Source organism: Roseburia sp. (assembly GCF_041325975.1).
Classification (GTDB): domain Bacteria; phylum Bacillota; class Clostridia; order Lachnospirales; family Lachnospiraceae; genus Roseburia; species Roseburia rectibacter.
Genome location: NZ_JBGLEJ010000004.1, coordinates 1,066,659 through 1,089,345, shown reverse-complemented (window position 1 = coordinate 1,089,345; position 22,687 = coordinate 1,066,659). Strand labels below are relative to the sequence as shown.

Below are 22,687 nucleotides of genomic sequence, written 5' to 3'. Positions count from 1 at the left end.
AAAGAAATTTAGAAGATGTCCTCTTTTTGCGTTATAGGAACAGCTGAAATAGCGAAAGGAGATTAATATGGAACACACAAAGGCGTATCAGGAATTTAAGAAGAATGGTAATACAAAGTTTGTAAGATATAGCGAAGGAGCAGAAATGTATCATATGAGTGTATCAAAGTTTATGCAGATGGCTAAAGATGCCAAAGCAATCTATAAGTTAGGTCAGCTAGTACTTGTGAATTTAAAAATATTTGATGAGTACCTTGAGACATTCCATATAGTTGATGATGAATTTTATAAGTAGGTGAAAAGGATGGTAACACAATTACAGCCGGATATTAGGGCTTCCCTTGCAAGTTATGGGATGCAGGAGAAAAGGGACTTACATTATCTGCTTTTGAATGGGAGAAGGATAGAAAAACGCTGATATATGGGCAGGTAGACTATATGTATGGAGAAGCACTTTATAAGCCTGAAATGAAAGAAGGAAATCCTATAAGGTTATATAGTTTGGATGAAATCACGGAGATATTCGGTAAATTAGGACTTCGTATTTGTAACAGCTTTGCTGATTTCAGTGGAAAGCCGAGTTCTGATAATGATATTCAATTGATGGTTTATTCCATACGGGAATAAATCTTCATCAAATCTTTATTTTTTTCTGTTAGGTTATATTTCAGTAAGAAATGAAATATAGAAGGAAGGATAGTAAAGATGGAAATGATGTTGCAGACACAAAATTTGTGTAAATATTTTAGAAAGCAGAAAGCGGTAAATAATGTTTCACTTAATATAGAAAAGAAACAGATTTATGGACTGCTTGGACCGAATGGTGCGGGAAAATCTACCACATTGAAAATGTTGACTGGTATGATGAAACCAACTGCAGGAAAGATTTACTTTGATGGAAAACTTTTGGATAGGAAAGATTTATCAAAAATAGGAGCGTTAATTGAAAATCCGCCTATTTATGAAAATCTTTCCGCCAGAGAGAATTTGAAGGTAAGACAATTATTGCTTGGTACAGATGAAAACAGAATTGATGAGGTCTTGCAGATTGTATCACTTACAAACACCGGAAAGAAGAAAGCAGGACAGTTTTCTTTGGGGATGAAGCAAAGACTAGGCATTGCAATGGCATTGCTTGGAGAACCGGAACTTTTGATATTGGATGAACCTACGAATGGATTAGATCCAATAGGCATCGAGGAATTACGAGAGCTGATCCGGTCTTTTCCGGAACAGGGAATCACTGTAATTCTCTCCAGTCATATTCTCTCAGAGGTACAGTTACTTGCAGATAAAGTCGGGATTATTTCAGGTGGAATCTTAGGATACGAAGGAGCATTAAAGCAGGGAGATAATCTTGAAGATTTGTTTATGAATGTGGTAAGAAAAAACCAGAAAGCAGGTGAAATCCATGGTTAATATTATAAAAGCAGAACATCAAAAAGCCAAAAGAACCATGCGAAAAAAGTTTATCTGGGGATTTCCTCTTCTTACATTTGTTATGGCATTTATACTTACTCTTGGGATGACAAATGCTTATGCAGAAAGTGTTTGGAACTGGTGGTATACACTTTTGCTGCCGGGGATGATTGCCCTATTTTGTTATCTTTCTGTGGCGCAGGAGAAAAAGATAAAATACTATCATTTAACGACTATTCCCACAGACAGAAGAAAATTGTTGCTGGGGAAAATTATTTATATTGGGTACATGATTTTGTTTTCTAATGTGATTGTGTTTGCAGGAGCAACGCTTGGAGGCTTTCTTCTAACGACACATGTTCCAGTTGGAGGAGCGTTGATTGCAGTATTGTTTCTGACGGTTTCTGAGTTATGGGAGATTCCGGTAGCTTTATTTTTAAGTGAACGATTTGGAATGATTGTAAACCTGTTCGTCTGCCTGTTTATTACCGTCAGCGGTGTGGTAATATCACAAACCAGAATCTGGTATGTACTTGTTTCTGCAATCCCTATGCGAATGATGTGCCCGTTGCTTCATGTTTTACCAAATGGACTTGCCGCAGAAGCAGGGAATCCTCTTTTGGATACGGGAGTCATTGTTCCGGGAATGTGTCTCTCAATCATCTGGTTTGTTTTTGTAACGGTTCTGTTTTTGAAATGGTTTGAGAGAAGAGAGGTGAAATAAGATGATTGGAAGATCTCTTAATGCAGACTTGCGAAAGATGAAAGGAACATCTGTGATTCTGGCACACTTACTGATTCCGATTATAACCAGCGTTATATTTTTAATATATTACTTTTTTTCACCATGGAATGAAAATATGAAAGTGATTGCATTTTATCAGGCAATAGGAGCAGGACTTCCGGTACTTATTGGAATTTTTACAGCAAGTGTGATGGAACAGGAACAAAATGCAGGTGATTTTCAAAATCTGTTGTCTTTACCGGATAAACCTGCAGCATTTTTATCGAAACTGTTGATGCTACTGGTTTTGTGTCTGTGCTCTATCCTATTGACAGCAATCATATTCGGAATTGGATTTGGAAGAATCGCATCAAGCGATATCGAAATCATGAAAGGATGTATATTTGCAGCATTGCTGCTGTGGGGAAGCAGTGTTCCACTTTATCTGTGGCAGCTGATTCTGGCTTTTCAGTTTGGAAAAGGGGTATCCATTGGAGCAGGGATTATATCAGGACTAATTAGTGCATTGATGCTTACCGGACTTGGAGATTATGTGTGGAAATATGTATTTGTCTGCTGGACGGGTAGAGTACCATATACTTATCTGCAATCTGTATTGGGAGAAACTAGTGTAGGTGAATGGTTGTCATTCATACCAGGTTGCTTAATATTTACAGGGATTAGTATGGTATACTATTTTTGGTGGGTAAACCACTGGGAAGGAAACAGAATATCGGAATAGAATCGAGGGAAACTATGGCAAAAATACTGGCAGTTGATGATGAACCGGCAATTTTGGAAATGATAGAAAGCATTTTGAATAAGGATGGACATCTGGTTACCAAAGTAAGTAATCCACTAAAAATTAATATGGAAGAATTACATCGTTATGACCTGATTTTACTGGACATTATGATGCCTGGAATTGATGGCTTCGAATTATGCAAAAGAATCAGGGCACTTGTGGATTGTCCGATTTTGTTTCTTACGGCAAAAACGGAGGAAAACAGTCTGGTAAACGGACTTTCTTTAGGAGCAGATGATTATATTTCAAAGCCATTTGGAGTGATGGAACTTCGGGCAAGGATCAATGCACATCTTAGAAGAGAGCACAGGGAACATTCTGTCAGGATGGTTTTGGGGAGGGTCTGTATTCAAATATCTCAAAAGAAACTATTGGTTGATGATAAGGAACTTCCTCTTACGAAAGCGGAGTACGAAATTTGTGAATTCCTGGCTAAAAACAGGGGACAGGTTTTCTCGAAAGAACAGATTTTAGAAGAGGTCTTTGGTTTTGACAGTGAGAGTAATGACAGTACCATTATCACGCATATCAAAAATATAAGAGCAAAATTTGCGGATTATGATTATACACCGATAAAAACAGTCTGGGGGATTGGATATAAATGGGAAGAGTAAAGAGAAGCAATGCACTCAGCTGGATTTTTATGAGATATGTACTGGTCATGCTTGGATCATTAGTAGGTTTGGTGATTGTTGCTTGGCTGCTGCTGTACCTTTTGATTAGTGTGGGTTGTATCTATCCGGCGAATTATGCAGAGCAAAAGATTAATGAAGCATATGATACGATTTTACGTGCGGATAAAGTAACTGCTGAGATGATTCCTGCACTTTGTGATTATGTAATCTTTTCAGAGAATGGAGAGAAAATAGGTGGAGATCTGTCAGAACAATACGAACAGATAGCATGGAATGTTGCAAAGTACGGAAACGCATCCGGGAAATATTTTTATAAAGTAATTGTAAGGGAAAATGAATATGTTGTATTGCAATATCGCCTGACACCTCAATATCATTCAGCTTTTTTGAGGGAGCATTTTATAGGACCACAGAATGTGATGAGTATTATGTCAGTGATTGGAGCGGTAGCGATTATCATCATTCCGTCCATACGTTTTGGAAAAAGAATCAAAAAGCAGATGCAGCCTGTATTAGACGCAATCAGACAAATAAAGGATCAAAATCTGGAATATGAGACATCCTGTTCCGGTATCAAAGAGTTTGATGACTGTTTATCGGCAATCGATGATATGCGAGATGCATTGCGAGAATCTTTAGAAAAGCAGTGGAAAACAGAGCAGGAAAAGAAACAACAGATGTCTGCTTTGGCGCATGATATTAAAACACCTCTTACGATTGTACGGGGAAATGCAGAACTACTTTCAGAGACTGAACTGACCACAGAACAGAAGAATAATATCACTTATGTTTTGAACGGCACAACACAGATACAAAGTTATGTAAAACAGTTGATAGATGTCACAAAATCATGGAATTGCAGTGATGTTACCTATACAACGGTGAGGTTAGAAGATTTTTTCGCAGATATAAAGGAACAGGCACTCGGACTGGTAGAAATCTATCACCAGAAGATAGATTGGAAGGCGGAACAAAGTGATAAAAAGGTAACGATTGCTTATGATCCAATGTTCCGAGCCGTAATGAATGTGATTCAGAATGCAGTGGAGCATACAAAAGAAAATGGAATCATTTATATTGACGCAAAGGAGCAGGATGACCGGCTGACATTCATTGTGGAGGATAGCGGATCAGGATTTACAAAAGAAGCATTATTGCATGGCACAGAGCAGTTTTTTATGGATGACACAAGTAGAAATGGCGAAGCCCATTATGGGATGGGACTATTTTTTGCAAAAACTGTGGCTGAAAAATATGGTGGAGGTATTAAACTTTCAAATTCTGAAAATACAGGTGGGGCGAGGGTAGAAATATTTTTCCTGAGTAGTCAGGAAACAAGCTAAATAGACCGCAATTAAGCTATGTAAAAGAAGAATAAGACTGAAGCGGCATATCAATTGATGAATGCACTAGATATAGTCGTACCAGACTACATTGAGAGGGCTATAAGATGGATAAAAAGTTAATGCTAGCAGTGGCTGGTGCTGGGAAAACAACTTACATAATAAATAAGGTTTGCACGGAATACAGAAAGGTTTTAGTCATTACATATACGGATGCAAATTATAATAATATTATTTTCAAATTGCGTGAGCAAAATGACGAAGTGATTCCAGATGGAATCATTGTTTATAAGTATTTTACATTCCTTTATCGATTTTGCTATAAACCATTGCAGAAAATTATATGCAACAGTATGATTCGTTTTGTTGCTCCAATTATGATGTTTGTATTATTCTTACAGTCTACAGGAATTTTACACTAGAAACCACCTATGTGTTCGTTCATATTTTAAGCCCGCTTAATTGCGGGCTTATTTGCTTTATTCTACAAACACAATCATTACTTTTCATTCCTGTCAATCTGTAAATTATTGTAATATTGCATTGGAGTAACACCATATTCTTTCTTAAATGCTCTAAAAAAATGATTATACCCTCCAAATCCACCAAGCGCATATACCTCGCGAATACTTTTCCCCTGCTCTATATAATGGCGGCATAAATCAAGTCTGCTCTTTACAATGTATGAATGAGGTGTCTCACCTGTCATTTTTTTAAACTCTCTTACTATATGATAACGGCTTACATAAAATTCATTTTCCAAGCGCTCCAACGAGATATCTTCTGTCAAATGTTCTCTGATATAAATAAAAATATCATCCATTACAACGTGTTTTTTCTTATTCGTCTTAATCTGTACATCCTCCTGAACAGATGAGCGAAGTGCAAGTACAAGAATCATAGTTAATAGGCTTTTCTCGTATAATGAGCGGGCAAATTTAGGCGGCTCATTATTCATCGAATAGAGCTTTTTGGATATATTCTTTATAAGCATAGCCGATTCACTCTCAGAATGAACAATCTTAACTTGATACGGAACAAAATCAAACGCTTCATCAAGTCTTGTTTCTTCATCTGACAATTTCCTTAAAAGTTCTCCACCTATATAAAGAACATAAACTTCAAGAGGATACTTATTTTTACGATATTCAAGCTTTACTTTATTACCTGGCTTAATAAATATCAAATCCTCCATAGTACATACAATATTATCATCCTCCTGGTGCATATACCCTATCCCACCAGTTATAAATACAATTGTATAGCTCTTCTTTTGCCCAAAGCTTCGCTGGGTACTATCCAATATTTTCAAATATTCCATTTTGTAGCCTTGCTTTTTCATATGTCTATTTTGCACACTTTCCTATTATATTTTTTGTTTATTTTGTCAAAATATACAATATATCAATTTTTCGTAGTTTGCAAGCAATATTTGTATATGGATATCAGCATAACCACAATATAATAAGATTGTAGCTACCAAAACAATATAAATTTGAGAGGTAAATTATCATGAAAGAAACAAGACCTTTTTCCATGAAGGACAAAATTGGTTACACTCTTGGCGATTTGGGATGTTGCTGTACTGAGCAGTTCCGTGCCATGTATCTTGCTATTTTTTATACACTGGTATTAAAAGTTAATCCAGTACACGTAGGAATCCTTATGCTTATTACAAAGTTTTGGGATGCTATAAATGACCCTTTAATTGGTGCACTTGTTGATAGCCACAAAAACAAAGGAAAAGGAAAATTCATTCCTTGGATTAAATTCTTTGCTTTTCCAACTGCAGTACTCTGTATATTAGGATTTGTTAACGTAAGCAATTTCGCTTATGGTGCACGTATTGCTTATATGTTCATTACATATATTGTTTACGAAATTATGTACACATGTGTCAGCGTTCCATTTGGTAGTCTTTCAAGTGTAATGACTGATGATGTTAACCAACGTACTGACCTTTCTCGTTTCAGAAGTCTTGGCGGTACAATTTTTATGACAGTTATCGTTATTGCTGGACCATTATTCTTATATAAAGATAACCAGCCAGTACCTAGCCATTTCCTTATTATGTCAGCAATCTGTGCAGTTATTGGATTAATCTGTCTTATGTTTACATCTCATTGGTGTAAAGAGCGTATTATTACAGAGCCAGTTGTTGAGAAAAAAGAAAAGCTTAACTACTTCAAGGTAATTAAGGATATTACTAAAAACAAAGCATTACTCGGAGTTATGTTATCAAGCTTTATCGGTATTGTTGGAGCCGGTATGATTAACGGATTAAATACTTATTTATTCCGCGATTATTTTGGAAATGTTGCCATCATGGCAGTTTCAGGTATGTTAAGTGTACTCTGGTCACTTATTGCATTCGTAGGCACAAAATTTGTTGCTAAGAAATTTGGAAAGAAAGAATGGATTATGTACAGTGCATCTTTCTCAGTTGTTGTTTATGCTATTTTATTCTTCTTCCCACTTGAAAATCCTATGCTCTTTATTATCATCAACGGAATCTGCTATCTTGGAGTAAGTGGTTTCCAAGTATTAGTTTGGGCACTTGTAAATGATGCAATTGATTATCAGGAACTTCAGACAGGAAAACGTAATGAAGGAATTGTATACTCAGCATATACATTTTTCCGTAAACTTGCTAATGCTGTATCAGGAAGTATGAGTAGTTTTGCACTTGCAATTGCTGGATTCCAGGTTAATGAAGCTGTCCAGAATGAAGCATTCTCAGGACGTCTTTGGAAAACATATACAGGTTTATATGTTGTAGGGTATTTATTAGCTGTTCTGGTATTAAAATTTATCTACCCTCTTACAAAAGAGAAAACAGCTGAAATGTTACAGGATTTAGCTGATAAGCGAAATGCTGCTACTGCAGAATAAAATTAGAAACAGAGGTATTTTAAATTGACAAAACAAGTAGAAATTACAAACCGTGATGGACACATCTTACGCGGAATAGTTAACATTCCAGAAGATGGCACAAGATTTCCTGCTATTGTAAATGTACATGGCTTTACAGGGAATAAAAGCGGTTACAAAAGTATTTATACTCACACAGCCAGATTCTTAGCTGAACATGGATTTGCCAGTGTCCGTTTTGATTTATACGGAAATGGTGAAAGTGATGGTGAATTCGAGGACATGACCTTTACAGGTATCCTACACGATATCGAGGATATTATAAACTGGACTAAAACACAAGATTTTGCCAATCCAGATAAGATTATCTTATCTGGTCAGAGTATGGGAGGATACGCAGCTGCTACTGCAGCTCCTATTGTTAATCCTTATGCTCTCATGCTTATGTGTCCAGGTGCTGGAATGTGGTTTGGATGTAAGGATCGTGCTGAAGCCATGGAAGCTCAGGGAATCACCAAAGCCGATATTGAAGGACTCACTTTCCCAACATCCTTTAATCATGATTTATTTAACTATGAGCCATTCTCGTCAGCAGAAGGATACAACGGACCAGTCCTCCTTATAAGAGGAACTGCAGATGATTTGGTAGATGATGCAACATGCCATAGATATGAGTCACTTTACAATGGAAAATGCAATTATAAAACGATTGAAGGCGCTAACCACAATTTTGCCAGTGCTTTTGCAAGAGCAGAATTAGACAAATTAATGTTAGAGTTTTTAACACCACTTAAATAGTATATTCACTTTGAAAGGAAGTATGAACAATGAAATTATTAGAGCCTATAAAAGTTGGAAATATTGAATTTAAAAACCGTATTATGTTCCCACCACTTACAACAGGATATGAGGAAAAAGATGGTTCTATTGGAGAACAAAGTTTTCGTTTTTACGAGCGTCTCGCAAAAGGCGGTGTCGGATATATAGTAATTGGAGATGTTGCACCACTTCCAACATTCTCTCCTACACCAAAGCTTTATTCACCTGAGCAGGTTCAAAGCTTCAAAAAACTTGCTGACGCATGTCATGAAAATGGTGCAAAGCTTGGAATTCAGTTATTCCATCCTGACTACAATGTTAAAGCTTTAAACGATATGTTCCATCAGGGCAAAATGCAGGAAGCAAGAGCTAAACTTCACCATGATATGCAGCACTTTGTAAATGAAGTAACTGCAGAAGAACTTGATGAAATAATAAAGCATATGGAAAACTGTGCTATCTTAGCACACGAAGCTGGTGTTGATTGTATTGAAGTACATGGAGACCGTCTTGTTGGTTCTCTCTGCTCTCCTATTTTAAATCATAGAACTGATGAATATGGCGGTGACCTGGCTAATCGTACACGTTTTGCATTAACACTTGTAAAAAGATTAAAAACAATCGTACCTGACATGGTTATCGACTACAAGCTTCCTATAGTTACTCCTCTTGGAGAAAATAGTTTTAGAGGAAAAGGTGGTCTTCCATTAGATGAGGCTTGCATTTTTGCAAAAGAATTAGAAGCTTGCGGTGTTGACACATTACATGTTGCACAGGCTAACCATACAGGAAATATGGGTGATACAATCCCTGCCATGGGAACACAGCCATACGGATTTATGGTTTCTTATTCTAAAAAAATAAAAGAGCTTGTATCTATTCCTGTATCTGTAGTAGGCCGTATCGTTACACCAGAAGCTGCCGAAGCAGTTATTGCAAATGGTTCTGCTGATATCATTGGATTAGGTCGTTCTCTTCTCACAGACCCTGACTTTGCAAACAAATGCGCAGATGGACATTGCTGTAATGTCAGAACATGTATGATGTGCAATAAGGGATGTACAGATAATATTCAGAATCGTGCTTTCTTAAGTTGTGTACTTAATGCTGAAAACGGTTACGAAGCAACACGACATATAACTCCTGCAGCATCATCAAAGAAAATAGCTATTATTGGTGCTGGTATTGCTGGACTTGAAGCTGCACGTGTTGCTGCATTAAGAGGTCATAGTGTAACCATTTTTGAGAAATCACTTCAGATTGGTGGTCAGTTACTTATTGCTAGTGTACCTCCAAGAAAAGAAGAAATGATGAGAAGTATTAATTATTATGCAAATGTACTTCCTGAATTAGATGTTACATTCAGGCTAGGTGAAGAATTCACATCACAGGATTATAATTCATTCGATGAAGTAATTGTGGCAACAGGTGCAAACAACGCAATAATCCCTGTTCCTGGCAAAGATCTTCCAACTGTTACAAGTGCATGGGATGTGCTTGCCAAGAAAGAAATCGTATTCGGTAATGTTTCTGTAATCGGTGGTGGTCTTGTAGGTGTTGAGACAGCTGAATATCTGGCTTCACGTGGATGTAAGGTTACAATTATTGAAATGATGGACCAGATTGCAAAAGAAGAAAGCAACACTGTTCTACCTACTCTAATGAGTGAATTAGAGCATTATAATGTTCAAATAGTAACATCTGCAAAATTATCAGAAATCAAAGATGATTCTGTAGTTGTTGAAAAAACAATAGACGACAATACATCAACAGAAGAAATTGCTTCAGACTTTGTTGTAATGGCTGTTGGTGCAAGAAAGAACCTTCCAGAGCTTTCTGATTGTCCTCTTCCACTTCACTATATTGGTGATTGTGCTGGAGAACGTCCAAGTAATATTGATCATGCTATTAAATCAGCATATGATGTGGCATGTGAAATATAAATTATTAATTATCCCATTACCACAAAATCCATGTTCCAATTTAAGGAACATGGATTTTTATTATAATATATTTAAATATTATTGTTTAAAGTTCGTAAACGCTCCATACGTTTACATTCCGTCTTTATCGTTTTCTCAATCGGTATTTGAGGAAAAGAAGAATGGAAGATAAAAAAATATTACTCGATAATATTAACAAAATTCATACAACTGAACTGGGAGTTGATAGAATTAAAAGAAATCTAAAAATAGATATAGTAGATGTTGTTGAGTATTGCAAAAATAAGGTGTTGGATGAAAATTGCCATATATACAAACAAGGTAAAAATTGGTATTGCGAAATTGGAAATGTCAAAATCACTATCAATTCATATAGTTATACAATTATTACAGCACATATTATTAAGTAAATTATAAGTTGAGGTGAAATTATGGCGTCAAGCAAAGAATATTTAGAGTTTATTTTAGGGCAGCTATCTGAGTTAGAAGAAATTACTTATCGAGCTATGATGGGAGAATTTATTGTTTATTATCGAGGAAAGATGGTAGGTGGTATCTATGATGATAGATTACTTGTTAAACCAGTAAAATCAGCAATTAGTTATATGCCGACAGCTTCATATGAATTCCCCTATGAGGGAGCAAAAGAGATGTTGTTGGTAGATGAAGTTGATAATAAGGAATTTTTGGCAGGTTTGTTTGGTGCTATGTATGACGAACTGCTAGCTCCAAAACCGAAAAAGAAGAAATAAACAAATTCTAGTTTGACGGAGTAATAGATATGAAAATCCGAGAAGTGAATGAGAATAAAAAGCAATTTATAGCATTATTGTTATTAGCTGATGAGCAGGAAAATATGATTGATCACTATCTTGAAAAAGGTACTATGTATGTACTTGAAGATGGTAATGTAAAAGCTGAATGTGTCGTTACTGATAAAGATAATGGAATACTTGAAATTAAAAATATTGCAGTTGATCCTCAGAATCAAGGACAGGGCTATGGGAAAGCATTGATTGACTTCCTTGTAAGTAAATATGCAGATGAATATTCTATTTTGCAGGTTGGAACAGGTGACAGCCCGTTGACCGTACCGTTTTATGAAAAATGCGGATTTGTCCGATCTCACAATATTCCGAATTTCTTTACGGACAATTATGACCACCCAATTTATGAGTGTGGTGTACAGTTAATAGATATGGTATATTTGCAAAGATATTTATAACTTCCAGTTTTTGAAACTGAGAAATCGGAATTTACTTCTACTTAGACATACAAACTGTTGACAGTAAAACTCCTATATAGTATTATTTGATAAAATACTATATAGGAGTTTTTGTGTAAAAATGAATGGCGGATTTCTTGTTACCAAAATAAAACAACTTGGAGATCGAATCTTTGAGAAGATTCTCAGCGAAAAGAATATTGATGCGTTTAACGGAGCCCAAGGGCGTATTCTTTATGTACTGTGGCAGGAAGATGGAATCTCAATCAGGTCACTCTCGATTAAGTGTGGATTAGCGATAACTTCTCTTACTACGATGCTGGAAAGAATGGAAAATCAAGGGCTGATAAGACGTGTTCAGTCTGAAACGGACAAAAGGAAAACACTCCTGTTTCTGACTGAAAAAGCACATGCCTTAAAGGACGAATACGATTCTGTATCTGATAAAATGGGCAGTATTTACTACAAAGGTTTTTCGGAGGAAGAAATTACCCAGTTTGAGGAATGCCTCGACCGTATCAGAAAGAATCTTGAGGAGTGGCAGAAATCATGAGTATTTGTATCAAAGATCAGATTCAAAACATGAATATCGTCATCGGATGTACAGTGGGGTGTGCATATTGCTATGCCCGCAATAATGTGAAACGCTGGCATATGATTGATGACTTTGCTGACCCTGAATTCTTTCCGGGTAAACTCAAGATGATGGAAAAGAAACGTCCGCAGAACTTTCTTCTTACCGGCATGAGCGATCTTTCCGGCTGGAAGTCAGAATGGAGAGACGAGGTATTTGAAAAAATCCGTGAAAATCCACAGCATCAGTTCCTGTTCCTTACAAAGCGACCAGATCTGCTGGATTTTGATACAGATTTGGAAAACGCATGGTTTGGTGTTACGGTGACGAGAAAAGCAGAACTGTGGCGTATTGACGCACTACGGGAAAATGTCAGAGCAAAACACTATCATGTTACCTTTGAGCCGCTATTCGACAATCCAGGTTCAGTTGATCTTTACGGGATCAACTGGATCGTTGTCGGCACCATGACTGGAGTTCAGAGCAGGAAGGTTCATACGGAGCCGGAGTGGGCATGGTCTCTGACAGATCAGGCGCATGTGCTTGACATTCCGGTATTTATGAAGGAAGATCTTGTCCCTATCATAGGGAATGAAAATATGATTCAGGAAATGCCAGATGAATTCAATAAAGTGTTGGAGGTACAGAAATCATGGCAGAAGTAATAAATGGAATCCTCATTAATGAGGCGGAAACAAAGAACATCATGACCAAGTCCAGTCTGCCTGTAGGCGGTTACTCGGTCAATCCATATGTAGGCTGTACACATGCCTGCAAGTATTGCTATGCTTCTTTTATGAAGCGCTTTACCGGACACAAGGAGGAATGGGGCACTTTCCTTGATGTGAAGCATTGGCCGGAAATTAAGAATCCGAAGAAATATGCCGGACAGCGGGTGGTCATCGGTTCTGTGACAGATGGCTACAATCCACAGGAGGAGCAATTCGGGAATACCAGAAAACTTCTGGAGCAGCTGATCGGCAGTGACGCAGATATTCTGATCTGCACAAAGTCGGATCTTGTGGTACGGGATATTGATCTGCTGAAGAAGCTTGGACGAGTAACCGTTTCATGGTCAATCAATACACTAGATGAAAATTTCAAGAACGATATGGACTCTGCTTCTAGCATTGAGTGCCGTATCGCTGCTATGAAGCAGGTATATGAAGCAGGTATCCGTACAGTCTGTTTCGTATCCCCGGTATTTCCCGGTATCACAGATTTTGAAGCAATCTTTGAGCAGGTAAAGGATCAGTGCGATCTGTTCTGGCTCGAAAATCTCAATCTTCGAGGCGGTTTCAAAAAGACAATTATGGATTATATCGCCGGAAAATATCCTGATCTTGTACCACTTTACGACGAGATCTATAACAAGCATAACCGCAGCTACTTTGAAGCACTTGAAGTAAAAGCTGAGGAAATGGCTAAGAAGTATGATTGTCCCTTTGTGGATAATGAAATGCCTTATGGCAGAGTCCCGCAGGGACATCCGGTGATCGTAGATTATTTCTATCATGAGGAAATCCGAGGGACAGAGAATACAGGAATAAGAAATCGTTAATCTAAACGAAAATTAAACTGATGATGGTGGAGAGATTTATTTATCGCCATTTGAAATCGAGAAGTTCTTGTTTGAAAAATAGAGAAATTGTAAAATTGAAGAAAAAAGATGCACAGTTCCTAGCTTATCGGGAACTGTGCATTTTTGGTTTGCGCGCCATGGGCGCGCTCTAATGGGTGAAAGTCCCGAACACGCCTAGGCAACGAGGAAGTGTATAGCAGAACAGCAAGGGTGTCCATCGTGAGGTGGAATCTGAAGGAAGCTGTAAGCAAACTCTTGGTCCGACGGACAGAAATCACATATAAGGCTCGGAAATACGGATAAATCTGCCAAAAGAGATGAAGTCCTAAAGTTGCTGGAAGTACGAGTAAATGTGGCGGATAGATGAGAGGAAAGAGCGTGCACCTTAAGCGTGGAGGTCTCACAGGGGTTTCATTAGCCTAGTAACAACGAACTGTGAGAAGTCAGCCGAGCCCATAGTAGTGAAGAAGTCTCTGTAATAGAGATGGAGCAAAGGGGCGAACAATCAATAAGTTTGAGTATGTCTCGTATTGCAGAAGAGATAACATCTGCCGTAACCAATCGGGTAAAAGATGGTCAAATCAAGCGAGACGGAAAGGAAAGAACGCATGGACACAAGTAGTCTAATGGAGCAGATATTATCTAGCGATAACCTCAACAGAGCATATCTGCAGGTCGTACGAAACAAAGGTGCAGAGGGAGTGGACGGAATGAAGTGCACAGAACTTAAGGAACATCTTGCAAAGAACGGCGAAATCATTAAGGAGCAGCTGAGGACAAGAAAGTATAAACCTCAGCCAGTACGGAGAGTGGAGATACCAAAACCCGATGGCGGTTTCAGAAACCTGGGAGTGCCAACAGTAACAGACAGATTTATACAACAAGCTATTGCACAGGTCTTAACACCAATCTATGAGGAGCAGTTCCATGATCATAGTTATGGATTCAGACCGAACAGATGTGCACAACAGGCAATCCTGACAGCACTTGATATGATGAACGAGGGCAACGACTGGATTGTAGACATTGACTTGGAAAAGTTCTTTGACACAGTAAACCATGACAAGCTTATGACCATCATAGGCAGAACTATAAAAGATGGAGATGTTATCTCTATCATTAGGAAATATCTTGTCAGTGGAATCATGATTGATGATGAGTATGAGGATTCTATTGTGGGAACACCACAAGGAGGAAATCTTTCACCATTACTGGCAAATATCATGCTGAATGAACTTGATAAGGAAATGGAAAAGAGAGGGCTTAACTTTGTACGATACGCGGATGACTGTATTATTATGGTCGGAAGCGAAATGTCTGCCAATCGTGTAATGAGAAACATATCTCGTTTTATTGAAGAGAAAGTAGGACTCAAAGTTAACATGACCAAGAGCAAAGTAGATAGACCAAGAGGATTGAAATATCTGGGTTTCGGATTCTACTTTGATTCAAGAGCACACCAATTTAAGGCAAAACCACATGCAAAATCAGTAGCAAAGTTCAAGAGGCGAATGAAAGAACTCACTTGTCGTAGCTGGGGCGTTAGTAACAGCTATAAGGTTGAGAAACTTAATCAGCTTATCAGAGGGTGGATTAACTACTTTAAAATAGGTAGTATGAAGGTGTTATGTGCCACGCTCGACCAAAGCATAAGATTTCGATTGCGCATGTGTATATGGAAACATTGGAAAACTCCACAGAATCGCGCGAAGAACTTAATAAAGCTAGGGGTATATAAGAAACTAGCGTACTCAACGGCTTATAATGGTGCGAGAATCGCACACTGCTGTCAAGGCGGTGCCATGAATGTAGCCGTTACAAAAGAAAGACTAACCCGTTTTGGATTAATCTCAATGTTAGATTACTACACCGAAAGGTGTGTTACTTGTTAAGTTGACTGAACCGCCGTGTACCGAACGGTACGCACGGTGGTGTGAGAGGTCGGGAAATCACTCAGATTTCCCTCCTACTCGATTAAATAAATACTTTTAATTAGCCGATTACGGCATCCTCTGCTGTAAAATGTTCCAGAGAATTTTCTTTTACCTGTATGCAGATATAAGTAATTCCGGAAATATCGGATGCAAAAAACTGACGCTTTGCAGCAGGTGCGATTTTTAGCCAGTCTCCAGTTGAAAGGCTGATTTCTTCTCCATCAATTACGGCTTTGCCGTTACCTGAAAGAATTCCATAGATTTCTTCATTTTCTTTATGAGAATGAACAAATGGGACATTTGCTCCTGCAGGTAGTTCGTTTAAACTGATTTCTGCACCTGTTAAAGACAACTTTTCATGCAGTTCAATTCGGTTTTCCTTTCCAATAGTTGTTTTTGTGTAATTTGTCATAATAATACCTCCATAGTTGATTTGTAGTTTCTGGTTGCTTGGTATTAGTATAGTGTGAGACACATACAAAAACAAGTACGCACCTTTTTGTAACTGTACACTCAAAATTGAATGTGTTACAATAGACTCGGAGGTGAGAATTATGCGAGCAAAAGAAGAATTACCGGAATGCCCAGTTGCAACAGCGGTATCTCTCATCGGAGGAAAATGGAAACTGCTGATTTTGCGTAACTTGAAAGAGCGCCCATGGAGATTCAATGAGCTACAACGAAGTATAGATGGTATTTCACAAAAGGTTTTGACAGATAGTTTAAGACAAATGATGAGTGATGGACTGGCATATCGCCACGATTACCATGAGCAGCCACCGAGAGTCGAATACGGATTAACGGAACTCGGAACAAAAATGCTTCCAATTGTTAATTCACTTGCTGACTTTGGTAACTACTATAAATCACTTATTGAACAGAATTAAGTACGTTAGTATTTGAAAAGCTCGAACAATCGGAATTTACAGAACTACAAAGAAAGGATACATATTATGGAAGGAAGATTAATAGCATTTGTTATTTGGGTAATAATCGGCGTATTATTTATTGTAATGGGCATTTATGATTTTAATTCCAAGAAAGCAAAACCTTTCGGTTTTTGGGCAAATGCTGAGGTAGCGCCCATAGAAGATGTGAAAGGCTATAATCGTGCTTTGGGCATATTGTGGTGCGTGTATGGTGTTTTGTTTACGTTAATTGGATTGCCTTTATTAGATGGGCAGAATTCGGGTTTGATTATTATACCTATATTGGGTGCAATGCTTATTAGTATTGCGGCTATGGTAGCGTATGTAGTAGGTATTGAACCCAAATACCGCAAAAAGAAATAAATGGAAACTTCCAGTTTAAGAAGTTTATGGGGGCTGTCTCCAAGACACGTCAATTTGAATTGTTTATTTTCATAAAATGTGTTACAATCAAGTTAGTCGAAACTAATTATATTGCAAAAAAGGTAAATGTATGAGTGAAAGAATAAAACCTACTATCAGTGGCAGTGCTGAGACAATGCTCCAGAGCTTTTATGCCAGAGCCCAATATTCCAAAAGTAAGCATAATAAATTCTATGATGCAAAGGCGGTAGAATTAGTCGACAGAATTGATTATGATTTTTCTACAGCGGCTAGGGATTCTACGATGGGGAAAGGGGTAATTGCTAGAACGATAGTTTTTGATGAATTAGTAAAGAATTTTATAGAGAAAAATCCTGATTGTACGGTGGTTAATATTGCCTGTGGTCTGGATACGAGATTTTATCGCATGGATAATGGTAAAATCACCTGGTACAATCTGGATCTGCCAGAAACGATAGCAATCCGCAATCAGATTTTCGAGGAATCAGGACGTGTTTCTACGATAGGAATTTCTGCACTTGACCCTGCATGGTCAAAAGAAGTAAAAGTGCGGGGGAAAATGCTTTTTATCATTGAAGGATTATCAATGTATCTGACAGCAGAAGAAAACGGTAAGATATTAAAAATAATAAAGGACAACTTTGATAATGCCTGTATTCTTATGGAATGTCTGGCAAAGGCATGGGTAAAGAAAGAAGGAATAGAAAAATCCATACAGCAAACAGGCTCAAAATTTGTCTTCGGTGCAGATCATTTTGAAGACCTTGGGAATATGACAACAGGGTATCATAAAATAAAAGATGATAATATTCTTCGTGGCATGGAGTTATTTTCATCTGCATACAGACTTTTGTCGTTATTACCGATTGCAAAAAAGGTTACGCAGAAGATTCTGATATTTGAAAAAGACGATCAAAGCATGTGAAAGAGTCTTTATACGTGAATGTAAAGAGGCGGTGCAGATATGAAGGTTGAAGCAGCGAAAGAAGTGCCAATGGTAAGGACAGATAAAGCCAGATAGTAATTGGGGCGTGGGAGTAATCCTGCGTCCTTTTTGTGTTTTAATGCATCTTGGTTCATATATTATGCATCTTAGTAATGCTCATATAGACATTGAAGCAACAAAGCTTATAGTTAAACATCAGGATATATTTAGAGATTACGAGGTAGTAAAGGGCGGAATGGATGATGTATTTCTTGCGGTAACAGGCAAGGTACTGGGAGGTGAAAACGAATGAAGGCAGTTATTTCTCTTATGAATAGGAACAGGAAATTATTTTTTAGAGATAAAGGAATGTTTTTTTCTGCACTTATCACACCATTTATTTTGATTGTATTGTATGCACCATTTTTAGCAAAGGTTTATAAGGACTCTTTTACATCAGCATTTCCGGAAGGATTTACGATTGCGGAAAAGTTGATTGATGGGACAGTTGCATCCCAGCTAGTTGCCGCTCTCTTAGCAGTAAGCTGTGTAACAGTTACATTCTGCGTGAATCTTACAATGGTTCAGGACAAGGTGAATGGTATAAGGAAGGACTTAAATGTTTCACCGATAAGTCGCTCAAAGATATATCTTGGATATTTCCTTGCAACAGTGCTGAATTCATTGCTTGTAAATGGGCTGGCACTTGTGATCGGACTTCTTTACATAGGAAAAATGGGCTGGTATTTAAGCTTTGTGGATGTGCTTTGGATTATTATTGATGAGATTCTTCTGGTGCTATTTGGAAGTACACTTTCAAGTATTATAAGCTATCCGCTTACTACGCAGGGGCAGATGTCAGCAGTAGGAACGATTGTCAGCGCAGGCTACGGCTTTATCTGTGGAGCATATATGCCAATCTCTAATTTTGGCTCTGGATTGCAGAAAGCATTGTCATATCTTCCGTTAATCGGTCAACGGGTGTATACTCACATTAACCCAATTGGTCAACGGAGGTGGCTTATGAATTATAAATTTTATGCTTTGCCTGTAGAAAAACAATCTCAAATATTGAATGCAGCATATAAAGTATTTGCAATGAATCAATATAAAAAGGCACCAACCTCAGAAATTGCAGCAGAAGCCGGAATTTCCAAGTCACTTTTGTTTCATTATTTTCATAACAAGCAGGAGCTGTATATTTTTTTATGGAATCATGCAGCGGATTTAACAAAAAAGTACATGTGTAAATATAAGGTATATGAAACAGATGATTTTTTTGAAATGATGCGTCGAGGTCTGATGGCTAAGTGTGCAGTGATGAGAAAATACACATTTTTGTCCTTATTTTCCATAAATTCATACTTTGAAACAGAGCCGGATATTCAATCAACTATCCAACCGTATGTACAGGATGTTACCCAAACGACATTGGAATTGCTTTTGTCAATTTTGAATCTCGATTTCATCCGTAAGGATATAGAATTTGTTCGTATATATAAAGAAATTCTATATGCTTCAGAAGGGATGCTGAAGCATTGGTACAGAACAGGAAATTATGATGTAACTGTTTTTGAGCAGGAATATCTGGAAATGATAAATCATTGGGAAATGGTTTATGGAAAGGGGACGGAAAATGATAGAAAACAGTTATAAGACATCCTGTGGCTGCATCCGTTATTTTGTAAATATAATAGACAAGCAGAAAATTACGTTAGTATTTTTACCGGGACTTACAGCAGATCACAGGCTTTTTGAGAAGCAGATAGAATATTTTGAGAATAAACAGAATGTGTTTGTATGGGATGCACCATCACATGCATTATCCAGACCATTTACGAATAATTACAGTCTGGCTGACATGGCAGAATGGCTTTATGAAATCTTAGCAAAAGAAGAAATTTATCATCCGATCATTATTGGTCAGTCTATGGGTGGATATCTGGCTCAAATGCATATGGAATTATATCCGGATAAGATAAAGGGGTTTATTTCTATTGATTCTGCACCGCTTCAAAAGTCTTATATGACTGCAATGGAAATATGGCTTCTTGAAAGAGCAGAGCCATTATATAAAATATATCCATGGAAAGCGCTTCTTAGGGCAGGGTCAAGAGGGTGCGCTGAGACAGATTATGGTCAGAATCTTATGCGGAAAATGATGATGTCCTATGATGCAGACCCTAAAGAATACGCAAGGCTTGCCGGCTTCGGGTACAGAATGCTTGCTGAAGCAATCAAAGCAGATTTGCCATATCGTATCAGTTGTCCGGCGTTACTTATCTGTGGAGAAAAGGATAAAGCGGGCTCAGCAAAAAGCTATAATAAGAAATGGCATCAGAGAGAAGGGTTACCGCTTAAATGGATAAAAAATGCCGGTCATAATTCCAATACCGACCAGCCGGATGAAGTAAACAGGCTTATAGAAAAATTTATCAGCGAGGTAGATTAGGAAGGAAATTCACAGATTGCACTATTTTGTAGTAAATATAGGCATAAATAGTTTACTTGCTGTATAATAGAGATATCTTAAGAAAGAAGGTATTCTCTATGTCATTTAAGGAAAACGCTTACCAGCAAATGTCATTTACAGATAGTTTTTCCGGATTAACTGCCAGAGAACAGAAAGCACAGGAAAAATCCTGAGCAAAAATCTTTGCCGATAAAATATTTCCTGCTATTGATGAAAAGCGCTTTTCTGTATTATACAATGATAAGGCATCCAGACCGAATACTCCGGTAAATGTGACCGTTGGCGTGCTCATCATCAAAGAGCTTTTTGATTATTCCGATGATGAGATAGTTGAAAATCTTATGCTGGATTTTCGAATTCAGTATGCCCTTCATAATAAGGATCTCTACCATGACTGTGTGAAAGATCTAAGTGCTTCCATTGTAAAATTGATGGGAATCAGCGGCAAAGTCAGACGAATGGATTCCATGATGATTGAATCCAACATCCGCAAACTAAGCCGGATGGAACTGATATACACCTGCATTCTCCGTAATGGAGTGGAAACTGTTCCGTCAAATATTCGAAAGAATTACCATTTGGAAAAGATGCCCCATGGAAAACAGCGTGGCAAGTTCTCTTTCGGTTCCAAAATAGCCGCATTGAATTTCCGGAAACCCTTCAATTATGTGAGGGGCTTAGGACATTACGCTCAAAATCCGGTACTTGCATAAAACAAGGCAGGAAAGCCCCGGCATATATCTTCTAAAATCCGGCGACATACTACAAATTATGAATTTTTCAAGGTGCTATAGAAATAGGGGCAAAGTTATTTATGGTTTTGCCCCCAACATCATGATATTTTAAAATTGTAATAAAAAAAGTTACAATTTTAAAAGACGAATTGAAACAGATAATCAAGGGAGAAGGTGAGATATTGGCTGATTTACCCATCGACAAGAAATACTACAACAAGCTTGACATAGATGGATTTTCTAAAATGATGAATTCTCCAACGTGCAGCTATAAGTTTTATTGGCTCGAAGCAATTGTGCAGCTGATATCTGCTAATAAAAAAGAAGCTGCCTACGATGAAATCATCAACAAAATGATATCAAATGCCTGGTATCCGGTTCTTGAGTATCACATCCACTTAAGTGGAATCTATGGGGAAGGAATTATTAAGGATAATCTTGAAAAAGCCGTATTAAGATTACAGAAATTAAGTGGACTTGCAAACAATGCAAGTGACGTAGAAATCATAAATAAATTGCTGGAGTTTTCGGAGGATAAAGAACTTGGCACTTACAAAAAAGACCTCACGAAAAATGTTCCTTACAAGGCTTTGTCTGGATTTGCAAATCGTGGAGTCGAGAAGATTAATCTGGAAAGTAGTGCCGGAAGAATGATGGAATATTATAACAAACTAAGCCAGACCGAAATCTTATTGCCCTATACATTTAATGATGGTAAAAGTCTGAAAAGAGTGATTACCTTTCAAGATGACTGGTTTCAAATGATTCGGGACAATACCGTAAACATTCTCGGTTGGATTCAGTTGGAAAAGGTTAGGTGGCTGCAGAATAATAATCCGGAAGTTCCGGGATTGGTATATAAACTTACCTCCGCAGATGAAAAAATACGCAAGTTGGAAAATGCAAGAAAGCTTTGGGACGCGGTGATGGAAATTACGCCAATTATAGATGTATTTAAGGGTGAACCAATCAATACACAAGAATATGATCTGGATCATTTTATTCCACACTCATTTGTGATGAATGATGAACTCTGGAATCTCATGCCGATGGATTCCATTTGGAATTCCAGGAAAAATAACAAGCTCCCAAAATGGGATTTGTTTTTTTCTAAGTTTGCAGATAATCAGTTTATTTTATATGAAAAGATGCATGAAAAGCCTGGAATTTACAAGTTATATGAAGCCTGTTACAGAGACAATTTACATTCCATTTGGGCAAATCAGGAACTTTATCGAAAAGGAAATTCAAGAGAGGAGTTCTGTAAGATATTGGATAAAAATATGCATCCCGTATACGATTCGGCAAGAAGGCAAGGTTACCAAATTTGGAATCTTGCATGAAATATATTGGATTGGCTACCTTTAT

General features: G+C 37.6%; 27 protein-coding genes. 25 read left to right on the top strand and 2 right to left on the bottom strand.

The window, feature by feature from the left end; translation table 11 throughout:
* Window positions 1-67 precede the first annotated feature (67 nt).
* The 8 genes from ACDD58_RS08465 (at window position 68) to ACDD58_RS08430 (ending at window position 5,348) form a co-directional block, all read left to right on the top strand.
* Window positions 68-295 (top strand): DUF6462 family protein, encoded by a 228-nt coding sequence (locus ACDD58_RS08465; RefSeq protein ID WP_117920252.1) that lies wholly within the window; start codon window positions 68-70, stop codon window positions 293-295.
* Window positions 296-438: 143 nt separating this feature from the next.
* Complete coding sequence (locus ACDD58_RS08460; protein ID WP_055040005.1) at window positions 439-627, top strand: hypothetical protein; 189 nt, start codon at window positions 439-441, stop codon at window positions 625-627.
* 78 nt (window positions 628-705) lie between these two features.
* Window positions 706-1,419, top strand: coding sequence for a lantibiotic protection ABC transporter ATP-binding protein (locus tag ACDD58_RS08455; protein WP_044999424.1), 714 nt, complete (start codon window positions 706-708; stop codon window positions 1,417-1,419).
* Window positions 1,412-2,143 carry a lantibiotic immunity ABC transporter MutE/EpiE family permease subunit gene (locus ACDD58_RS08450; protein WP_370776933.1) on the top strand — a complete coding sequence of 244 codons (732 nt, stop codon included), beginning with the start codon at window positions 1,412-1,414 and terminating at the stop codon, window positions 2,141-2,143. The genes ACDD58_RS08455 and ACDD58_RS08450 overlap by 8 nt, the downstream gene beginning before the upstream one ends.
* A 1-nt stretch (window position 2,144) precedes the next feature.
* Entirely contained in the window at window positions 2,145-2,885 is a 741-nt protein-coding gene (locus ACDD58_RS08445; protein ID WP_005330844.1) for a lantibiotic immunity ABC transporter MutG family permease subunit, read from the top strand.
* 14 nt (window positions 2,886-2,899) lie between these two features.
* The gene (locus ACDD58_RS08440; RefSeq protein ID WP_015559641.1) at window positions 2,900-3,562 is read left to right on the top strand and encodes a response regulator transcription factor; all 663 of its coding nucleotides are present in this window, start codon (window positions 2,900-2,902) and stop codon (window positions 3,560-3,562) included.
* Complete coding sequence (locus ACDD58_RS08435) at window positions 3,550-4,926, top strand: sensor histidine kinase (RefSeq protein ID WP_370776929.1); 1,377 nt, start codon at window positions 3,550-3,552, stop codon at window positions 4,924-4,926. Before ACDD58_RS08440 ends, ACDD58_RS08435 begins: the two co-directional genes overlap by 13 nt.
* 107 nt (window positions 4,927-5,033) lie before the next feature.
* A complete protein-coding gene (locus tag ACDD58_RS08430) occupies window positions 5,034-5,348 on the top strand; it encodes a hypothetical protein (RefSeq protein ID WP_117920244.1) in 315 nt (104 codons plus the stop codon).
* 77 nt (window positions 5,349-5,425) lie between these two features.
* Here the strand turns inward: ACDD58_RS08430 and ACDD58_RS08425 are convergent, their stop codons facing one another.
* Window positions 5,426-6,268 (bottom strand): helix-turn-helix domain-containing protein, encoded by an 843-nt coding sequence (locus ACDD58_RS08425; protein ID WP_117920242.1) that lies wholly within the window; start codon window positions 6,266-6,268, stop codon window positions 5,426-5,428.
* A 170-nt stretch (window positions 6,269-6,438) separates the two neighbouring features.
* Between ACDD58_RS08425 and ACDD58_RS08420 the strand changes: the two genes are divergently transcribed.
* From ACDD58_RS08420 to ltrA, 10 genes are all read left to right on the top strand, one after another.
* Window positions 6,439-7,818 (top strand): MFS transporter, encoded by a 1,380-nt coding sequence (locus tag ACDD58_RS08420; protein ID WP_370776926.1) that lies wholly within the window; start codon window positions 6,439-6,441, stop codon window positions 7,816-7,818.
* Window positions 7,819-7,842: 24 nt separating this feature from the next.
* Entirely contained in the window at window positions 7,843-8,595 is a 753-nt protein-coding gene (locus tag ACDD58_RS08415; protein ID WP_006858440.1) for an alpha/beta hydrolase, read from the top strand.
* A gap of 29 nt (window positions 8,596-8,624) precedes the next feature.
* The gene (gene bilR / locus ACDD58_RS08410) at window positions 8,625-10,559 is read left to right on the top strand and encodes a bilirubin reductase, long form (protein WP_117920240.1); all 1,935 of its coding nucleotides are present in this window, start codon (window positions 8,625-8,627) and stop codon (window positions 10,557-10,559) included.
* Window positions 10,560-10,720: 161 nt separating this feature from the next.
* Complete coding sequence (locus tag ACDD58_RS08405; RefSeq protein ID WP_118592421.1) at window positions 10,721-10,969, top strand: DUF3781 domain-containing protein; 249 nt, start codon at window positions 10,721-10,723, stop codon at window positions 10,967-10,969.
* A 21-nt stretch (window positions 10,970-10,990) separates the two neighbouring features.
* Complete coding sequence (locus tag ACDD58_RS08400; protein ID WP_370776923.1) at window positions 10,991-11,311, top strand: TfoX/Sxy family protein; 321 nt, start codon at window positions 10,991-10,993, stop codon at window positions 11,309-11,311.
* Window positions 11,312-11,340: 29 nt separating this feature from the next.
* Complete coding sequence (locus ACDD58_RS08395; protein WP_370776921.1) at window positions 11,341-11,784, top strand: GNAT family N-acetyltransferase; 444 nt, start codon at window positions 11,341-11,343, stop codon at window positions 11,782-11,784.
* Window positions 11,785-11,905: 121 nt separating this feature from the next.
* Complete coding sequence (locus ACDD58_RS08390) at window positions 11,906-12,337, top strand: radical SAM mobile pair system MarR family transcriptional regulator (RefSeq protein WP_117920236.1); 432 nt, start codon at window positions 11,906-11,908, stop codon at window positions 12,335-12,337.
* Complete coding sequence (locus ACDD58_RS08385) at window positions 12,334-13,023, top strand: radical SAM mobile pair protein A (protein WP_370776919.1); 690 nt, start codon at window positions 12,334-12,336, stop codon at window positions 13,021-13,023. The genes ACDD58_RS08390 and ACDD58_RS08385 overlap by 4 nt, the downstream gene beginning before the upstream one ends.
* Complete coding sequence (locus ACDD58_RS08380) at window positions 13,011-13,919, top strand: radical SAM mobile pair protein B (protein WP_118592419.1); 909 nt, start codon at window positions 13,011-13,013, stop codon at window positions 13,917-13,919. The genes ACDD58_RS08385 and ACDD58_RS08380 overlap by 13 nt, the downstream gene beginning before the upstream one ends.
* A 629-nt stretch (window positions 13,920-14,548) precedes the next feature.
* Entirely contained in the window at window positions 14,549-15,832 is a 1,284-nt protein-coding gene (gene ltrA, locus ACDD58_RS08375) for a group II intron reverse transcriptase/maturase (RefSeq protein ID WP_118592077.1), read from the top strand.
* 100 nt (window positions 15,833-15,932) lie between these two features.
* Here ltrA and ACDD58_RS08370 read toward each other — a convergent pair whose 3' ends face one another.
* The gene (locus ACDD58_RS08370) at window positions 15,933-16,286 is read right to left on the bottom strand and encodes a cupin domain-containing protein (protein ID WP_118210241.1); all 354 of its coding nucleotides are present in this window, start codon (window positions 16,284-16,286) and stop codon (window positions 15,933-15,935) included.
* Between the two features lie 142 nt (window positions 16,287-16,428).
* Between ACDD58_RS08370 and ACDD58_RS08365 the strand changes: the two genes are divergently transcribed.
* The 7 genes from ACDD58_RS08365 to ACDD58_RS08335 all read left to right on the top strand — a co-directional run bounded on the left by ACDD58_RS08365 (window position 16,429) and on the right by ACDD58_RS08335 (window position 22,662).
* Window positions 16,429-16,761: a helix-turn-helix domain-containing protein gene (locus ACDD58_RS08365; protein ID WP_072522465.1), complete on the top strand. Its 333-nt coding sequence runs from the start codon at window positions 16,429-16,431 to the stop codon at window positions 16,759-16,761.
* 66 nt (window positions 16,762-16,827) lie between these two features.
* On the top strand, window positions 16,828-17,166 hold the full coding sequence (locus ACDD58_RS08360) for a hypothetical protein (RefSeq protein ID WP_117684373.1): 339 nt from the start codon (window positions 16,828-16,830) through the stop codon (window positions 17,164-17,166).
* 130 nt (window positions 17,167-17,296) lie between these two features.
* Entirely contained in the window at window positions 17,297-18,112 is an 816-nt protein-coding gene (locus tag ACDD58_RS08355; RefSeq protein ID WP_117920226.1) for a class I SAM-dependent methyltransferase, read from the top strand.
* Between the two features lie 309 nt (window positions 18,113-18,421).
* On the top strand, window positions 18,422-19,768 hold the full coding sequence (locus tag ACDD58_RS08350; protein WP_370776914.1) for an ABC transporter permease: 1,347 nt from the start codon (window positions 18,422-18,424) through the stop codon (window positions 19,766-19,768).
* A complete protein-coding gene (locus ACDD58_RS08345; protein ID WP_370776912.1) occupies window positions 19,749-20,564 on the top strand; it encodes an alpha/beta fold hydrolase in 816 nt (271 codons plus the stop codon). The genes ACDD58_RS08350 and ACDD58_RS08345 overlap by 20 nt, the downstream gene beginning before the upstream one ends.
* A gap of 305 nt (window positions 20,565-20,869) precedes the next feature.
* Window positions 20,870-21,298 (top strand): hypothetical protein, encoded by a 429-nt coding sequence (locus ACDD58_RS08340; protein WP_370776910.1) that lies wholly within the window; start codon window positions 20,870-20,872, stop codon window positions 21,296-21,298.
* 170 nt (window positions 21,299-21,468) lie between these two features.
* On the top strand, window positions 21,469-22,662 hold the full coding sequence (locus ACDD58_RS08335; protein WP_243102967.1) for an HNH endonuclease domain-containing protein: 1,194 nt from the start codon (window positions 21,469-21,471) through the stop codon (window positions 22,660-22,662).
* The last annotated feature ends 25 nt before the right edge of the window (window positions 22,663-22,687 follow it).

Bases quoted from the DNA above. Each gene is read 5' to 3' on its own strand.
- ACDD58_RS08390 (WP_117920236.1), top strand. From the start codon at position 11,906: ATGAATGGCGGATTTCTTGTTACCAAAATAAAACAACTTGGAGATCGA.
- ACDD58_RS08365 (WP_072522465.1), top strand. From the start codon at position 16,429: ATGCGAGCAAAAGAAGAATTACCGGAATGCCCAGTTGCAACAGCGGTA.
- ACDD58_RS08430 (WP_117920244.1), top strand. From the start codon at position 5,034: ATGGATAAAAAGTTAATGCTAGCAGTGGCTGGTGCTGGGAAAACAACT.
- ACDD58_RS08460 (WP_055040005.1), top strand. From the start codon at position 439: ATGTATGGAGAAGCACTTTATAAGCCTGAAATGAAAGAAGGAAATCCT.
- ACDD58_RS08360 (WP_117684373.1), top strand. From the start codon at position 16,828: ATGGAAGGAAGATTAATAGCATTTGTTATTTGGGTAATAATCGGCGTA.
- ACDD58_RS08370 (WP_118210241.1), bottom strand. From the start codon at position 16,286: ATGACAAATTACACAAAAACAACTATTGGAAAGGAAAACCGAATTGAA.
- ACDD58_RS08440 (WP_015559641.1), top strand. From the start codon at position 2,900: ATGGCAAAAATACTGGCAGTTGATGATGAACCGGCAATTTTGGAAATG.
- ACDD58_RS08435 (WP_370776929.1), top strand. From the start codon at position 3,550: ATGGGAAGAGTAAAGAGAAGCAATGCACTCAGCTGGATTTTTATGAGA.
- ACDD58_RS08455 (WP_044999424.1), top strand. From the start codon at position 706: ATGGAAATGATGTTGCAGACACAAAATTTGTGTAAATATTTTAGAAAG.
- ACDD58_RS08395 (WP_370776921.1), top strand. From the start codon at position 11,341: ATGAAAATCCGAGAAGTGAATGAGAATAAAAAGCAATTTATAGCATTA.
- ACDD58_RS08420 (WP_370776926.1), top strand. From the start codon at position 6,439: ATGAAAGAAACAAGACCTTTTTCCATGAAGGACAAAATTGGTTACACT.
- ACDD58_RS08445 (WP_005330844.1), top strand. From the start codon at position 2,145: ATGATTGGAAGATCTCTTAATGCAGACTTGCGAAAGATGAAAGGAACA.
- ACDD58_RS08400 (WP_370776923.1), top strand. From the start codon at position 10,991: ATGGCGTCAAGCAAAGAATATTTAGAGTTTATTTTAGGGCAGCTATCT.
- ACDD58_RS08380 (WP_118592419.1), top strand. From the start codon at position 13,011: ATGGCAGAAGTAATAAATGGAATCCTCATTAATGAGGCGGAAACAAAG.
- ACDD58_RS08405 (WP_118592421.1), top strand. From the start codon at position 10,721: ATGGAAGATAAAAAAATATTACTCGATAATATTAACAAAATTCATACA.
- ACDD58_RS08425 (WP_117920242.1), bottom strand. From the start codon at position 6,268: ATGAAAAAGCAAGGCTACAAAATGGAATATTTGAAAATATTGGATAGT.
- ACDD58_RS08385 (WP_370776919.1), top strand. From the start codon at position 12,334: ATGAGTATTTGTATCAAAGATCAGATTCAAAACATGAATATCGTCATC.
- ACDD58_RS08345 (WP_370776912.1), top strand. From the start codon at position 19,749: ATGATAGAAAACAGTTATAAGACATCCTGTGGCTGCATCCGTTATTTT.
- bilR (WP_117920240.1), top strand. From the start codon at position 8,625: ATGAAATTATTAGAGCCTATAAAAGTTGGAAATATTGAATTTAAAAAC.
- ACDD58_RS08350 (WP_370776914.1), top strand. From the start codon at position 18,422: ATGAAGGCAGTTATTTCTCTTATGAATAGGAACAGGAAATTATTTTTT.
- ACDD58_RS08465 (WP_117920252.1), top strand. From the start codon at position 68: ATGGAACACACAAAGGCGTATCAGGAATTTAAGAAGAATGGTAATACA.
- ACDD58_RS08355 (WP_117920226.1), top strand. From the start codon at position 17,297: ATGAGTGAAAGAATAAAACCTACTATCAGTGGCAGTGCTGAGACAATG.
- ACDD58_RS08450 (WP_370776933.1), top strand. From the start codon at position 1,412: ATGGTTAATATTATAAAAGCAGAACATCAAAAAGCCAAAAGAACCATG.
- ltrA (WP_118592077.1), top strand. From the start codon at position 14,549: ATGGACACAAGTAGTCTAATGGAGCAGATATTATCTAGCGATAACCTC.